The organism is Microbacterium sp. 13-71-7 (assembly GCF_002257455.1).
In the GTDB taxonomy this organism is placed as follows: domain Bacteria; phylum Actinomycetota; class Actinomycetes; order Actinomycetales; family Microbacteriaceae; genus Microbacterium.
Window position 1 is genome coordinate 1 of sequence record NZ_NCKN01000100.1, and the last position, 13,921, is coordinate 13,921.

Sequence of the window (13,921 nt, forward strand, 5' to 3'; positions counted from 1 at the left end):
CCGGGCGCGGTTGAGTCGTGACTTCACCGTGCCGACGGGGATGTGCAGGGCTTCGGCGATCTCGTCGTACGAGAGCTCGGCCCAGGCGAACAGCAGCAGGCAGTCGCGGTCACCGGCGGAGAGGCGTCGGATCCTCCCCGCCAGCCGGGCGACCTCGCGCTGGGCATCCAGCGCGTCGTCCGGGTCGCCGGTGACGGCCTCCGCCTCCGGCGTGCTGCGCTCCATCGCCCGCAGCACGCGTGCGGTGGCGATGCGGTGACGGTGGATGAGATTCGTCGCGATGCCGAACAGCCAGGGTCGGGCGTCCTCCCGTGCGGGATCGAATCGAGTGCGGCGCTGGAACGCGATCAGGAAGGTCTCGCTCGTGACGTCGTCGGCGACGGCGTCACCGGCCCGACGGGCCGCGTAGCGATGCACCGCACCTGCGTACCGGTGGAAGATCTCGCCGAAGGCCGAGGGATCCGTCACCGATCTCGCGATCACCGTGTTGTCGTTGTTCACATCCTGTATTCCTCGGAGGGGCGGATCGTGTTCACGATTCTCCCGGGTTCGGGCGCGGCGGAGTGGCGAAGGCGTCGCCGGCGGCGGTGCTCGGCAGGATGCTCGATGTGGATGACGACGAGGTGGCGGCCGCGTACGACGCGCGCGCGGAGGAGTACATCGCGCTGATCGGCAGCCTCGACCAGATGGAGCGCGCCGACGTCGCGCTGATCGGGCGGTGGCGGGACGAGACGCCGGGAACGCTCCTCGATGCCGGATGCGGACCGGGACTCTGGACGGCGTTCCTCGACGGGGGCGGGCGAGACGTCGTCGGCGTCGACGTCTCGGAGGCGTTCCTCGCCGCCGCCCGCGCGCGGCATCCCGGCGTGCGCTTCGAGTCGGCGTCGATCCGCGACCTGCCGTTCCCGGCGGGATCTTTCGGCGGGATCCTCGCCTGGTACTCCCTCATCCACTTCGCCCCAGCCGAGCTCGCCGCCGCGCTGCGGGAACTCGCGCGGGTGCTGTCACCGGGCGGGCGGATGCTCATCGGGTACTTCGACGGCGAGCCGGGCGAGGAATTCGCCCATGCCGTCGCGCCGGCGCGCTACTGGTCGCCCGAGGCCCTGGGCGCCCGGCTCCGCGACGCGGGGTTCACGGTGAGCTGGTCCCAGCGGCGCGAGCGGGAGCCGGGGACCGCAGGCAGCGTCCGCCCGCACGGCGCGCTGATCGCCGTGCGGGCCGGATCCGGTCAGTCCTTCGGTCGCGCCGAAGCCTGATAGCTGTCGGCGTAGGTCGGAGTGTCGCCGATCAGTCCGTCGGCGAACGCCGCGACGTCCGGGCCGATCAGCGCGAGCACACCCTTGCCCTCGCCGGCGCCTTCCTCGAAGAAGCCCAGCAGATCGCCGAGCAGGCTGCCGTCCGGCAGGGTCACCGGGCCGACCTTGAACAGGTACTTCTGGATCTCCTCGTACACGATCCGGTAGTCCGGCGGCAGCGCCTTCACCCTCGCGACATGCGCGCGCCAGGCCTTCTTGCCCTCGATGATGTCCTTGATGCTCATGTCAGCCCTCCACACGGTTCAGTCGACGCGCGACGCCGTGGTTCAGCTGGTCGCGCCAGCGGGCACGGAAGTCCTTCGCGCCCTGGTCGCCGCCGACGGCCGCGCAGAAGCCGGGGATATCGTCGCCGAGCACCTCCTCGACGCTCTGCCCTTGCGCGGCGGAGGCCTCCAGCAGCCCGAGCACTCCGTCGCAGATCGGGGTGAGATTGCGTCCGCTGAAGTCGCCGTGCAGCATCAGGTTCTTCATGATCTCGTCCCACGCGGCACGGTGTTCCGCGGGAAGCGCCTCGGCTCGGGCCTGGAAGTCCCTCCAGACCCGGTTGAGGTCGCCCCCGGTCACCTTCTCCCAGAAGTTCACGATCCGTCCTCCTTCTTCTCGTTCTCGGGTGCGGTGTCGTCCGCGCCTCGCGGGCGCAGGCCGTCGATCCGCGCGGACACGAACGCCCATTTGCGCCAGAACAGCTCGAGTTCGGTCCGGCCCGCGTCGTTCAGGCTGTAGAACTTGCGCGGCGGCCCCTTCTCGGACGGCCGCTGGGCGACGTCGACGAGCCCGCCTCTCTCCAGGCGCAGCAGGATCGTGTAGACGGTTCCCTCGACGATGTCGGTGAAGCCCCGGTCGTTCAGGTTCCGCGTGATGGCGTACCCGTAGGTCTCCTCGGCGCCGATGACCGCGAGGACGCACCCCTCCAGCGTCCCCTTCAGCATCTCCGTCAAGCCGTCCATGGTGATCCTCGCGTTCTCGTGCTGCGTGTCACAGCTACTACGTGACACAAGGTACCACTACTGCGTGATACTTACTAGTGCGGCCGTCGTCATCGTCCGAACCGGGCCCCGCATCCCGCCTAGAATCGAACGCATGCCCGCAGGCGAGTCCTTCTACATCACCACGCCGATCTACTACCCGTCGGACGTGCCCCACATCGGGCACGGCTACACCAGCGTCGCCGTGGACACCCTCGCGCGCTGGCACCGCCAGTCGGGCGACGACACCTGGATGCTCACGGGCACCGACGAGCACGGCCAGAAGATGCTGCGTGCGGCGGCGGCGAACGGCGTGACCCCGCAGGAGTGGGTGGACAAGCTCGTCAGCGAGAGCTGGTTCCCGCTGCTGACGACGCTCGACGTCGCCAACGACGACTTCATCCGCACGACGCAGGAGCGGCACGAGACCAACGTCCAGGTCTTCTTCCAGAAGCTCTACGACGCGGGCTACATCTACGCCGGCGAGTACGAGGCGCTGTACTGCGTGGGCTGCGAGGAGTTCAAGCCCGAGTCCGAGATCGTCGACGGCACCGGCCCCTTCGAGGGGCTCAAGGTCTGCGCGATCCACTCCAAGCCCCTCGAACTGCTGCAGGAGAAGAACTACTTCTTCAAGCTCAGCGAGTTCCAGGACCGCCTGCTCGAGCTGTACAAGACCGAGCCCGACTTCGTGCGCCCGGATTCGGCCCGCAACGAGGTCATCTCGTTCGTCTCGCAGGGCCTCAAAGACCTCTCGATCTCGCGCTCCACGTTCGACTGGGGCATCCCGCTGCCCTGGGACACCTCGCACGTCATCTACGTGTGGGTCGACGCGCTCCTGAACTACGTCACCGCGGTCGGATACGGATCCGATGAGGCGACGTTCGATCGTCGGTGGCCCGCCTACCACGTCGTGGGCAAGGACATCCTGCGCTTCCACGCCGTCATCTGGCCGGCCATGCTCATGGCCGCGGGCCTCGAGGTCCCGAAGGGCGTGTTCGCGCACGGCTGGCTGCTCGTCGGCGGCGAGAAGATGTCGAAGTCGAAGCTCACCGGCATCGCGCCGACCGAGATCACCGACGTCTTCGGATCCGACGCGTACCGGTTCTACTTCCTCTCCGCGATCGCCTTCGGGCAGGACGGATCCTTCTCCTGGGAGGACCTGTCGGCCCGCTACCAGGCCGAGCTCGCGAACGGCTTCGGCAACCTCGCGTCTCGCACCATCGCGATGATCGAGCGCTACTTCGACGGCGTCGTGCCGACGGCGGGGGAGTACACCGCGCAGGATCTCGGGATCCAGCAGCTCGTCGCGAAGGCCGCGGCCGATGCCGACGCCGCCGTCGAGCGGTTCCGCATCGACGAGGCGATCGCCGACGTGTGGACGATCGTCGACGCGCTCAACGGCTACATCACCGAGAACGAGCCCTGGGCACTCGCCAAGGACGAGGAGCAGCGCGAGCGCCTCGGCACCGTGCTGTACACCTGCGCCGAGGGCCTGCGCGCACTGGCGGTTCTGCTGTCGCCGGTGATGCCGCAGTCGACCGCGAAGCTCTGGGACGCTCTGGGCGCGGAGGGCGGCCTCGGCGCGCTCACCGCGCAGCCGCTGCGCGACGCCGGACGCTGGGGTCAGCTGCCGGCGGGCATCGGCGTGCAGGCGCTCTCCCCGCTGTTCCCGCGCATCGAGGCCACGGCCTGACCGCATGATCGACACGCCGGACACCTACGTGCGCGAGCGCGCGACGGAGGGGCGCAAGGATCTGCGCTACCCCGCCGCGCCCGCGCCGCTCGCGGTGCCGGTGTACGACAACCACTGCCACCTCGAGATCGCCGATGGTGAGGTGGGGCTGTCCCTTCAGGAGCAGCTGGACCGAGCGCAGGCCGTCGGGATCGCCGGTGTCGTGCAGGCCTCCGGCGACGTCGAGTCGTCGCGCTGGGCCGTCGACGCGGCCGAGTCGGATCCGCGCGTGCTCGCCGCCGTCGCGATCCACCCGAACGACGCCCCGACGTACGCCGAGGCGGGACGCCTGGACGAGGCGATCGCGGTGATCGACGGGCTCGCCGCCCGTCCGCGCACCAGGGCGATCGGCGAGACCGGGCTGGACTACTTCCGCACCGAGGAGCCGGGGCGCGCCGCCCAGCACACGTCGTTCGAGGCGCACATCGCGCTCGCGAAGAAGCACGGGATCGCGATGCAGATCCACGACAGGGACGCCCACGACGACGTGCTGGAGACGCTGCGGCGCGTCGGCGCCCCTGACCGCACGGTGTTCCACTGCTTCTCGGGCGACGCCGCGATGGCGCGGATCTGCGCCGACGCCGGGTACTACCTCTCGTTCGCGGGCAACGTGACGTTCAAGAACGCGCAGAACCTGCGCGACGCGCTCGCGGTGACGCCGCGGGAGCGGATCCTCGTCGAGACGGATGCTCCGTTCCTGACACCGGTGCCGCTGCGCGGGCGCCCGAACGCGCCCTACCTGATCCCGATCACGCTGCGCTTCATGGCGGCCGAGCTCGGGATCGACGTCGACGAGCTCAGCGCGCAGATCGCCGCGAACACGCTCGAGGTCTACGGCTCGTTCGCCTGAACCTCGTCGAGCACGGGACGCGCGGAGACGATCTGGGAGATCGGGCGCCAGACGAACAACAGGGTGAGCGCGGCACCGGCGAAGGCGAACCACCACGGGGCGGTGAGGCCCCACGCCTGTGCGATCACGCCGCCCAGCGCCTGCCCGATGACCATGCCGCCGAACACGCCGACCGAGTTCACCGACGACACCCGGCCCTGCAGCTCGTGCGGCACGAGCCGCTGCCGCACGGTCGTCGAGATCGTGCCCCAGATGAACGCGTAGAACCCGAACACGAACATGATCAGCAGCGCGATCCACCCCTGTGTGGTCAGCGCGAACGCCAGATGCATGACCACCTCGAGCGAGAGGCAGACGCGCATCATCGCGGCGAACGACACGTGGCGCTCCAGCCAGCCGAAGCTCACCGTCGCGAGCAGGCCGCCCGCGGCCGATGCCGTGGTGAGCATCCCGTAGCCGACCGCGCCCATGTGCAGGTGCTCCGTCGCATAGAGCACGAGCACGCCCCACGGAGCCGCCCACGTCACGTTGAACAGCAGGATGATGAGCACGAGCATCCGCACCGGAGGGTTGCGCCACAGCCAGCGCAGGCCCTCCGCGATGTCGGTGTGCACCTTCGACCCGCCGGGGGCGGATCCGGCCGCCTCGGTCTCCGAACCGGTTATGGCGGACCCGGAGTCCGTCGAAGAGCGCGGCGGCACGGGAGTGCGCGCGATGCGCGAGATGAGCACGACCGCGAGGCTCACGCACACGGCCTCCAGCAGGAACGGCCACGCGTGGCCCGCGGCGAACAGGAAGGCGCCGAGCGGGGGGCCCGCGAACTGGTTCGCGACGAGGAACCCGGCCTGCAGGCGGGCGTTGCCGAGGCCGAGGTCGGCCGGCTTCAGGAGCATGGGCAGCAGCGTGGATCCCGCGGTGTCGACGAACACCTCGGCGGTGCCGTAGAGGAACGCGGAGGCCAGCACGATCCAGATGTTCGCCACGCCGGTGATCAGGAACGCGCACAGCGCGAGCAGCACGACCGCGCGCGCCGCGTTCGCGACCATGACGAGCCGGCGGCGGTCGAAGCGGTCGGCGATCGCGCCCGCGTGCAGCCCGAACACGAGCCAGGGCAGGAACTGCAGGATCGCGCCGGCGGCGACGAGGATCGGCGACGACGTCATCGACGCGATCAGCAGGGGAGCGGCGGCCAGGGCGACGCCGTCGCCGACGTTGCTCGTCCAGCTGGACGCGAGCAGCCAGCGGAAATCCCTGCCCATGCGCCGAGGCGCGACGAGTTCACCGATCCGGGGCATCCGAGAAGACTATCGACCGTAGGGGACAATGGTCAGATGACCGTCTCCCTGCTCGGCGCCGCCGACATCCGCCGGCTCGCGGCCGAACTCGATGTGACGCCCACCAAGAAGCTCGGCCAGAACTTCGTGGTCGACGCGAACACGGTGCGCAAGATCGTCCAGGCCGCGGCCGTCCAGCCGTCCGAGCGGGTGGTGGAGATCGGGCCGGGCCTCGGATCCCTCACCCTCGCGATCCTCGAGACGGGCGCGAGCGTCACGGCCGTCGAGATCGACCACCGTCTCGCGGCGCGCCTGCCGCAGACCGCCCTCGACCGCGGTGTGCCGGAGGGGGCGCTGACGGTGGTCGACGCCGACGCGATGCGCGTGACCGCACTGCCGGGGGAGCCGACGGTGCTCGTCGCGAACCTGCCCTACAACGTGTCGGTGCCGGTGCTGCTGCACTTCCTCGAGACGTTCCCCTACCTCGAGCGCGGCGTCGTCATGGTGCAGGCCGAGGTCGCAGAGCGCCTCGCGGCGAAGCCGGGTTCGAAGATCTACGGCACGCCCAGCGTCAAGGCCGCGTGGTACGGGCCGTGGAGGCTCAGCGGGACCGTGTCGCGCCAGGTGTTCTGGCCGGTGCCGAACGTCGACAGCCTGCTCGTCGGATTCCACCGGGATCCGCGGCCGCGCGGATCCGAGGAGGAGCGCCTGCGCACGTTCGCGATCGTCGACGCGGCGTTCAACCAGCGCCGCAAGATGCTGCGCCAGGCGCTGTCCGGGATCTTCGGCAGCTCCGCCGAGGCCACGGCCGTGCTGGAGTCCGCCGGGGTCGCGCCGACCGCGCGCGGCGAGGATCTCACGGTCGACGACTACCATCGCATCGCGCTGGCGGCACCGGCCGCCTGATCTCCTCCGATCGCGAGAGGTAGAGTGCCGATCGTGATGCGGATCGCGGTGCTCGACGAGGCGATGGTCCGGATGGACGTGTCGCTTGCGCTGTCGCTGACCGCGATGCCCGCCGCGTGGCTCGTCGCCCTGGGACTGGTGGTCATCGGAATGGTCCTCATGGGGACGAACGGCCGGATCCGGATCCAGGCGATCCTCGCCGCGCTCCTCGGCGGCGGCACCCCGATGCCGATGCGCCCCGATGCGGGCGCGCGGTCGGAGACGCCGGCCCAGGCGGAATTCCGGCCGGCCGGCGCGCAGGGCCCGCGGTCACCGGGGAGAAGGCCGCTGCCCTCCCCGCTGCACGGCTGAGCGGTCTGCCGGATCTCAGGGACCTGATCGACGACCCTGACGTCCGGTCATCGACTGCGGCCGGATGCGCGGGCGCGGGGCGCGAAGCCTCCTGCCCGCCGACCCGGAGTCCGTCATGCCCGTCCTGCCCCCGCCTCGTGTCCGCCCTCGCCTGCTCAGGCTGATCCGCTACCGCCGGCTGCGGATCCGGCATCGATGGGCGCGGGCGGCGCTGCGCCATGCCGTCCGCATGGAGGTGTGGATCTATCTCGCGGCGGGCGCGCTCCTCGGATTCGAGGGACTGGAGGCGCTGCTCGGCGCGATGCTCATCGCGCCGGAACTGGTCCCGCTCGTCCTGCTGGCGCTCGCGGTCGTCTGGACCGCGAAGAGGCGCGGTCGCTGGATCGTCCGGCGGATCGAGCTCGCCCGACGCCGGCGCGGACGACGACGCGTGCGCCGTCCCGGCGCCTGACGGGCCGGGGTCGCCCAGGCGAAGTTGTGCCCTCTCGGGATCGGGTTCCCGAGAGGGCACATTCACTTCGACTGGAGGTACCTTCGCGTCGACCGAGTCCCCAGTCCCGGTCGACTTCCTCAGCTGAGGACTAGACAGTAACACCGGATCGCCTTGTCCCCCAAATGGGGGACAAGAACAAATGCTGAGAGTTTGCCGTGAAAGGGGTCGCGGGGCCGGCCGGGAAGCGCTTCGCGCGCATCTCGAGGGCGTGCAGCCACGCGATGACGGACCCGAATGCGAGCCCCTCGAACACGGTGAGGGTGAGCACCCCGGTGATCAGGCCGACCATGCCGAGGGCAAGGACGACGACCGCTCCCGTCGCGATGCGGTCGAGGGTCCGGGACAGGCCGCGCAGGTATCGGCGGTGCAGGAGCAGCAGCCCGGCCGACGACGCGAGGGCGCCGTTGGCCGCGCGCTCGTGCGCGAAGACGTTGAACGAGAGCGGCAGCATCCCGATCAGGACGAGGCTGAGGCCGAGGGTCGCGATGAGCAGCGGCACCAGCGCGGCGGCGGCGCCGGTTCCCCGGAATCCCGCGGCAGAAGCGCCGCGGAGTCCGCGCATCACCGGCACGGCGGCGAGGCCGATCACGATGCCGGCGAGGACCATGCCGCCGTTGAAGAACACGCTGGACGCGTCGTCCGTCGCGCCGAGGCGGCTGAAGCAGGACAGCCACCAGAGGGAGTCGGGGGTCGTCAGAGCAGCGGCGGGGATGCTCGCGCAGAGCACGCCTGCCGCTGTGAGGACGAACGGTACGCGTCGGTGCCAGCGCATGACGATCCTGTCGCCGCACGCTCGGGCGAGTGCATTGGCCGGGTATGGATCCGCACTCGGGCGAGCGTGATCGGACGCGGATCGGGCTCGGTCCGCGGTTGGCGGATCATCTTAGCGAGCCTGAGATGACAGGGCGAGCAGCGCAACGGCCCCCGAGACGCCGTGACGTGCGGCCCGCGCATCGCACAAGCGCCGAACAGAGCGGGCGACGCTAACCTGGGACGGTGACCGAGCCGCGCTTCCGCCCAGACGTCCTCGACATCCACCGCCCCTACTCCGCTGCGGCGGACCGGTACGAGGGGGCGCATTTCCGTCAGGTCGGATCCTCCGGGCTGTACCTGCCGGCGATCTCGCTCGGGCTGTGGTGGAACTTCGGGGACAACATCCCGCTCGACGATCAGCGCGCCCTGCTCCGGCACGCGTTCGACCGCGGCATCACGCATTTCGACCTGGCGAACAACTACGGACCGCCCTACGGATCCGCCGAGAAGAACTTCGGCCGCATCTTCGCGGAGGACTTCCGGCCCTACCGCGACGAGCTGATCATCTCGTCGAAGGCGGGCTGGGACATGTGGCCGGGGCCCTACGGCGACCTCGGCAGCCGCAAGTACATTCTGGCGAGCGCCGAGCAGTCGCTCACCAGGATGGGGCTGGACTACGTCGACATCTTCTACTCGCACCGCGTGGATCCCGTCACGCCGGTCGAGGAGACCATCGGCGCGCTCGACACCCTGGTCCGCCAGGGCAAGGCCCTGTACGTCGGCATCTCCTCCTACAGCGCGGAGCGCACCGAGGCCGCGATGGACATCGCCCGGGAGCTGGGCACGCCGCTCGTCATCCATCAGCCGTCGTACTCGATCCTGAACCGCTGGATCGAGGACGGCCTCACCGAGACCCTCCGCGAGGAGGGCATGGGCGCGATCGCGTTCACCCCGCTCGCGCAGGGTCTGCTCACCGACAAGTACCTCGGCGACGGCACCGCCGCGCGGGCGCAGAAGCGCGGCTCGCTGCCGGACAAGCCGCTCAGCGACGAGGGCCTCGCGATCCTGCGCGCGCTCAACGAGCTCGCGCGCGAGCGGGGGCAGAGCCTCGCCCAGCTGGCGCTGCAGTGGGTGCTCCGCGACGGCGTGGTGGCCTCGGCGCTCATCGGCGCCTCGCGTCCGGCGCAGCTCGACGAGAACCTCGCCGCCCTCGACGCGCCCGAGCTCACCGCCGCGGAGATCGCCCGCATCGACGGCATCGCGGGTGCGGGCCTCGACGTGAACCTGTGGTCGGTCTCGTCGGAGCTGTGAGCAGATGAGCATCGCGGAGGAGCAGGCGGACGAGCAGCCGGTGCAGCGCGTGCACGTGCGCGCGCCGGGCAAGGTCAACCTGTTCCTCGGGGTGGGGGACCTCGACGACGACGGCTACCACGAGCTGTCCACGGTCTTCCAGGCGGTGTCGCTCTACGAGGACGTGATCGCGACCCCCGCGGACGACTTCACGATCTCGGTGTCGGGCGTGGCGGATCCGTCCACGGTCCCGCTCGACGACCGCAACCTCGCGATGCGCGCGGCCAAGGTGCTCGCCGCGGCGACCGGCTACGACGGCGGCGTGCACCTGGACGTGCACAAGAGCGTGCCCGTCGCCGGCGGGATGGGCGGAGGATCCGCCGACGCCGCGGCCGCGCTCGTGGCCTGCAACGAGCTGTGGCGCACGGGGCTCGACCACGGGCGCCTGCACGAGCTCGCCGCGCGCCTCGGCGCCGACGTGCCCTTCTCCCTCATGGGCGGCACCGCGGTCGGGTCGGGCCGCGGCGATGTGCTGACGCCCGCGCTGTCCCGCGGCCGGTACGAGTGGGTGCTGCTCCTCGACGACGAGGGCCTGTCCACCCCCGCGGTGTACCGCGCGTTCGACATGGTGATGGCGGAGGACCGGAGGAGCGACCCGGAGCGGCACGTCCAGCACCGGCGGCTGGACCCCGTGCAGGTGCCGCCGTCGTTCTTCGAGTCGCTGCTCTCCGGCGAGGCGTTCGAACTCGGTCAGAGCCTGCGCAATCAGCTGGAGGCCGGATCCTTCCGGCTGCGCCCCCGGCTCGAGGAGACCATCGACGCGGTGGTCGGCGAGGGCGGGGGGCCTGTCGTCGGCGGCATCGTGTCGGGGTCGGGGCCGACGCTCGCGTTCCTCTGCGAGACGGCGGAGGGCGCCGACAGCACCGCGGAGCGGCTGCGCGGAGGGGGGCGCACCGTACTGCGGGCGCACGGCCCTGTGCGCGGCGCGCACGTCGTGTCCGCGGACGACTGAGCGGTCGACGCTCCGGCCGAGCGGAGCTCAGCGCTCCTCGGCGGTGAGCAGTCGCAGCTGCATCATCGCGGAGAACCGCGATTCGGGGTCGGCGAGATCCAGTCCGCTGATCTCGGCGAGCCGGCGCAGCCGGTAGCGGAACGTGTTCGGGTGCGTGTAGATCCGGGCGGCGGCGATGCTGACGTCGCCGAACGCGTCCAGCCACGCCCGCAGCGTCTCGACGAGCTGGGTGCCCTTCTCGCGGTCGTGATCGATCAGCAGCCGCACCGGGCCGGTCGGCTGATCCCCGCGCGCGCGGGCGAGGTCGCCGAGCTCGACGAGCAGGGCGTCCACCTGCACCGTCGTGAACAGCGCGACGGGCTCGCGGTGCGGGGAGTGCTGCAGCACGCGCAGCGCGCGGTCCGCGTTCACGCGCGACGCGGGGATGCTCTGCACGTCCTCGGCGACCGTGCCGACCCCGACGCGCACCTCGCGCGTGCTGCCGAGCCGTCCGAGGAAGTCCGACGCGACCCGCGAGGCGCGGAGGTCGGCGTCGCCGTGGTCGGCGCGGATCCCGACGACCGCGTAGACGACGTCGCCGATGGGAGCGACCGCCGAGCGCAGGTAGACCGCGCCGAGATGCATCGCGAACGCATCCGCGATGTGCTGCCGCTCCGCGATGGCCCTGGCATCCGCCGAGGACTCGTCCCTGGTGCGATCCGCGGCGGCGAGGGCGAGCACGACGCAGCGGTGCCCGTCGAGCCGCAGCCGGGACGCGGCATCGGCGGCGCCGCCTCCGCCCTCCAGCACGGTGGCGAGCAGGTCGGCGCGGAGCCGCCGCTCGACGTCGGCGCCCGCGCGCCGGCGGAGCATGTGCAGGGCGACGAGGCCGGCGGAGTCCTTCAGCGCCCGCACGCGATCCGCGGTGAGGGGCTCGTGCACGGCGGCCCAGATCGATCCGAGGATCTCGTCGCCCGCGCGCACGGCGAGGGCGACGCGCGGGAACGACGGGACCCCGCCGGCGTCGACGGGATCGATGTCGATCGGGTCCTCGCTGCGGTACAGATCGCGGAAGACGCCGCGCTCCTCGAGCTGACGGGTGAAGCGCTCGGGGACCTGTCGGCCCAGGACCGTCTCCACGCGGGCCGGATCCGCCTCGTCCTGGCGGCCGGAGAACGCCACGACGCGCGAGTTGCGGTCCTCGATGGTGACCGGCGCGTTCAGCAGGGTCGCGATCGCGTTGGCGAGGGCGAACAGGTCGCCCGAGGGCATGCCGCCCAGCGTCTGCGCGCCCTGATCGCCGACGTCGCCCTCCGCGATCAGGGAGCGGAGCATGGCGGCCAGCTGCGCCCAGGACGCCCCGCGCGTGAGGGCGAGCACGGGGATGCCCGCCGCCTCGGACGCGGCGAGCACCGGCTCCTCCGCGCGCACGGGGGCGCGCAGCACGAGCGCGGTGGCCTGCTGCGCGGCGAGCACGGCCAGCAGCTCGGCGATCTCCGCCGGATCGCTCAGCCCCACGCCCAGCACCATGGCCCCGCGCATCGGCATCCCGTCGTCGAGCACGTCGTGGATGACGACGGTCTCGATCTCGGCGTCGCCGTCGGCCGCGCCGCACACCACCTCGAGGAGCGTGTTGCCGAGGTCCTCCACCACGCGCCCGAGACTGGCACGTGGACGCGTCGTCACTGACATGAGCACAGCCCCCAGGGTAGGCGGTGGGCGCGAGGGCCGCGATGGTGCGGGACGCCCGAATCGAGGACGGAGTTCGTCGCATCCGACGAAGGGACGAGGTGCGACGGGCAGGTCATCCGGGATCCCGCATCAGCTGCGCAGGTAGGCGAGGACGGCGAGCACGCGACGATGACCGCTGTCGCTGGCCGCGAGCCCGAGCTTCGCGAAGATGTTGCCGATGTGCTTGCTCACCGCGGTCTCGGTGACGAAAAGGCGGCCGGCGATCGAGGCGTTGTCGAGTCCCTCGGCCATCAGGCCGAGCACCTCGCGCTCGCGCGGCGTGAGCGCACGGACCGGGTCGTCCGCGCGGCGGCGGCTCATCAGCTGCGAGATGACCTCCGGATCCATGACGGTCCCGCCGGCGGAGACCCGGTGCAGCGCGTCGACGAACGAGGCGACCTTCCCCACCCGCTCCTTCAGGAGGTAGCCGAGGGCGCCGGCGCCGTCCGCGAGGAGCTCCCCGGCGTATCTGTCCTCGACGTACGCGGACAGCACCAGCACGGGGAACCCGGGGCGGCGACGGCGTGCCTCTGCGGCGGCCTTGAGCCCCTCGCTCGTGAACGTCGGGGGCATCCTCACATCGAGCACCGCGGCGTCGGCCTCATCGAGACGGGCGAGGAAGTCCTCGCCGTTGTCCACCGCGGCGATCACGTCGAACCCCTCGCTGCGCAGCAGGAGGGCGAGCCCCTCCCGCAGCAGGGTGTCGTCTTCGGCGATCACGATCCGCATGGCAGTTCCGTCCTCAGTACTGTCGGCCCGCCGGGCGGGCTGGTGAGCGTCATCGCGCCCTCGAACGCTTCGAGGCGCTTGCGGATCCCCGCATAGCCTCCGCCGGGGCGCTCCACGGCACCGCCGACGCCGTCGTCCTCGACGGCGACCTCGAGCACGTCGTGGCGGCGCCGCACGCGCACGGCGGCGCGATTCGCCGCGCTGTGCTTGCTCACGTTGCTGAGCGCCTCGGCGACGATGAAGTAGGTCGCGGACTCGACGGCGGCGGGCACCCTGCCCACCCCGACCGCCTCGAGCGTGCAGGGCACGGCGCTGCGGCCGGCGAGTGAGGCCAGGGCGCCCTCGAGGCCGAGTTCGTCGAGGATCGGCGGGTAGATGTCGTGGACGGTGCGGCGCAGGGCCGACAGCGCCTCGGTCGCCGCCTCTTGCGCGCGCCTCAGTTGCTCGACGGTCTGCGCGCCCTCGCCTTGCAGCGAGCGCTCGGCGATCCCGAGCATCATCACGACCGAGACGAGCCTGTTCTGCGCGCCGTCGTGCAGA

At 71.2% G+C, this 13,921-nt stretch carries 17 protein-coding genes; 8 read left to right on the forward strand and 9 right to left on the reverse strand.

The genetic code is table 11. The features are described from left to right. Window positions 1-501: sigma-70 family RNA polymerase sigma factor (locus tag B7X32_RS11050; RefSeq protein WP_292719437.1), on the reverse strand; the 501-nt coding region annotated here is incomplete at its 3' end. A 107-nt stretch (window positions 502-608) separates the two neighbouring features. Here B7X32_RS11050 and B7X32_RS11055 point away from each other — a divergent pair. Further along, window positions 609-1,256: a class I SAM-dependent methyltransferase gene (locus tag B7X32_RS11055; RefSeq protein ID WP_292719439.1), complete on the forward strand. Its 648-nt coding sequence runs from the start codon at window positions 609-611 to the stop codon at window positions 1,254-1,256. On the opposite strand, the gene B7X32_RS11060 is transcribed toward B7X32_RS11055, so the two are convergent. From B7X32_RS11060 to B7X32_RS11070, 3 genes are read right to left on the reverse strand one after another with little or no spacing between them, the layout of a single operon-like run. After that, a complete protein-coding gene (locus B7X32_RS11060; RefSeq protein WP_292719441.1) occupies window positions 1,229-1,540 on the reverse strand; it encodes a DUF1048 domain-containing protein in 312 nt (103 codons plus the stop codon). The two genes, B7X32_RS11055 and B7X32_RS11060, sit on opposite strands and share 28 nt — an antisense overlap. 1 nt (window position 1,541) lies before the next feature. Then, window positions 1,542-1,898, reverse strand: a complete 357-nt coding sequence (locus B7X32_RS11065) for a DUF1048 domain-containing protein (protein WP_292719443.1) — start codon at window positions 1,896-1,898, stop codon at window positions 1,542-1,544. Continuing rightward, window positions 1,895-2,263 carry a PadR family transcriptional regulator gene (locus tag B7X32_RS11070; RefSeq protein ID WP_292719445.1) on the reverse strand — a complete coding sequence of 123 codons (369 nt, stop codon included), beginning with the start codon at window positions 2,261-2,263 and terminating at the stop codon, window positions 1,895-1,897. Before B7X32_RS11070 ends, B7X32_RS11065 begins: the two co-directional genes overlap by 4 nt. A 133-nt stretch (window positions 2,264-2,396) precedes the next feature. Here B7X32_RS11070 and metG point away from each other — a divergent pair, with 133 nt between their 5' ends. After that, on the forward strand, window positions 2,397-3,974 hold the full coding sequence (gene metG / locus B7X32_RS11075) for a methionine--tRNA ligase (protein WP_292719447.1): 1,578 nt from the start codon (window positions 2,397-2,399) through the stop codon (window positions 3,972-3,974). Between the two features lie 4 nt (window positions 3,975-3,978). Beyond that, on the forward strand, window positions 3,979-4,863 hold the full coding sequence (locus B7X32_RS11080; protein ID WP_292719449.1) for a TatD family hydrolase: 885 nt from the start codon (window positions 3,979-3,981) through the stop codon (window positions 4,861-4,863). Here B7X32_RS11080 and B7X32_RS11085 read toward each other — a convergent pair. Further along, entirely contained in the window at window positions 4,845-6,158 is a 1,314-nt protein-coding gene (locus B7X32_RS11085) for an MFS transporter (protein ID WP_292719451.1), read from the reverse strand. The two genes, B7X32_RS11080 and B7X32_RS11085, sit on opposite strands and share 19 nt — an antisense overlap. 36 nt (window positions 6,159-6,194) lie before the next feature. Here B7X32_RS11085 and rsmA point away from each other — a divergent pair, with 36 nt between their 5' ends. The 3 genes from rsmA to B7X32_RS11100 all read left to right on the forward strand — a co-directional run bounded on the left by rsmA (window position 6,195) and on the right by B7X32_RS11100 (window position 7,845). Further along, on the forward strand, window positions 6,195-7,043 hold the full coding sequence (gene rsmA / locus B7X32_RS11090; protein ID WP_292719454.1) for a 16S rRNA (adenine(1518)-N(6)/adenine(1519)-N(6))-dimethyltransferase RsmA: 849 nt from the start codon (window positions 6,195-6,197) through the stop codon (window positions 7,041-7,043). A 33-nt stretch (window positions 7,044-7,076) separates the two neighbouring features. Beyond that, window positions 7,077-7,394: a hypothetical protein gene (locus B7X32_RS11095; protein WP_292719456.1), complete on the forward strand. Its 318-nt coding sequence runs from the start codon at window positions 7,077-7,079 to the stop codon at window positions 7,392-7,394. A gap of 115 nt (window positions 7,395-7,509) precedes the next feature. After that, window positions 7,510-7,845 carry a hypothetical protein gene (locus tag B7X32_RS11100; protein WP_292719458.1) on the forward strand — a complete coding sequence of 112 codons (336 nt, stop codon included), beginning with the start codon at window positions 7,510-7,512 and terminating at the stop codon, window positions 7,843-7,845. Window positions 7,846-7,975: 130 nt separating this feature from the next. Here B7X32_RS11100 and B7X32_RS11105 read toward each other — a convergent pair whose 3' ends face one another. Next, the gene (locus tag B7X32_RS11105) at window positions 7,976-8,659 is read right to left on the reverse strand and encodes a hypothetical protein (protein WP_292719460.1); all 684 of its coding nucleotides are present in this window, start codon (window positions 8,657-8,659) and stop codon (window positions 7,976-7,978) included. Window positions 8,660-8,883: 224 nt separating this feature from the next. Here B7X32_RS11105 and mgrA point away from each other — a divergent pair, with 224 nt between their 5' ends. Next, complete coding sequence (gene mgrA, locus B7X32_RS11110; RefSeq protein ID WP_292719462.1) at window positions 8,884-9,951, forward strand: L-glyceraldehyde 3-phosphate reductase; 1,068 nt, start codon at window positions 8,884-8,886, stop codon at window positions 9,949-9,951. 4 nt (window positions 9,952-9,955) lie between these two features. After that, on the forward strand, window positions 9,956-10,942 hold the full coding sequence (locus tag B7X32_RS11115) for a 4-(cytidine 5'-diphospho)-2-C-methyl-D-erythritol kinase (protein WP_292719465.1): 987 nt from the start codon (window positions 9,956-9,958) through the stop codon (window positions 10,940-10,942). Between the two features lie 27 nt (window positions 10,943-10,969). Here the strand turns inward: B7X32_RS11115 and B7X32_RS11120 are convergent, their stop codons facing one another. From B7X32_RS11120 to B7X32_RS11130, 3 genes are all read right to left on the reverse strand, one after another. Continuing rightward, complete coding sequence (locus B7X32_RS11120; RefSeq protein ID WP_292719467.1) at window positions 10,970-12,574, reverse strand: helix-turn-helix domain-containing protein; 1,605 nt, start codon at window positions 12,572-12,574, stop codon at window positions 10,970-10,972. A 168-nt stretch (window positions 12,575-12,742) separates the two neighbouring features. Continuing rightward, the gene (locus B7X32_RS11125; protein WP_045272158.1) at window positions 12,743-13,381 is read right to left on the reverse strand and encodes a response regulator transcription factor; all 639 of its coding nucleotides are present in this window, start codon (window positions 13,379-13,381) and stop codon (window positions 12,743-12,745) included. Next, a partial coding sequence (locus B7X32_RS11130) for a histidine kinase (RefSeq protein WP_292719470.1) occupies window positions 13,369-13,921 on the reverse strand: 553 nt, incomplete at its 5' end. The genes B7X32_RS11125 and B7X32_RS11130, both read right to left, overlap by 13 nt.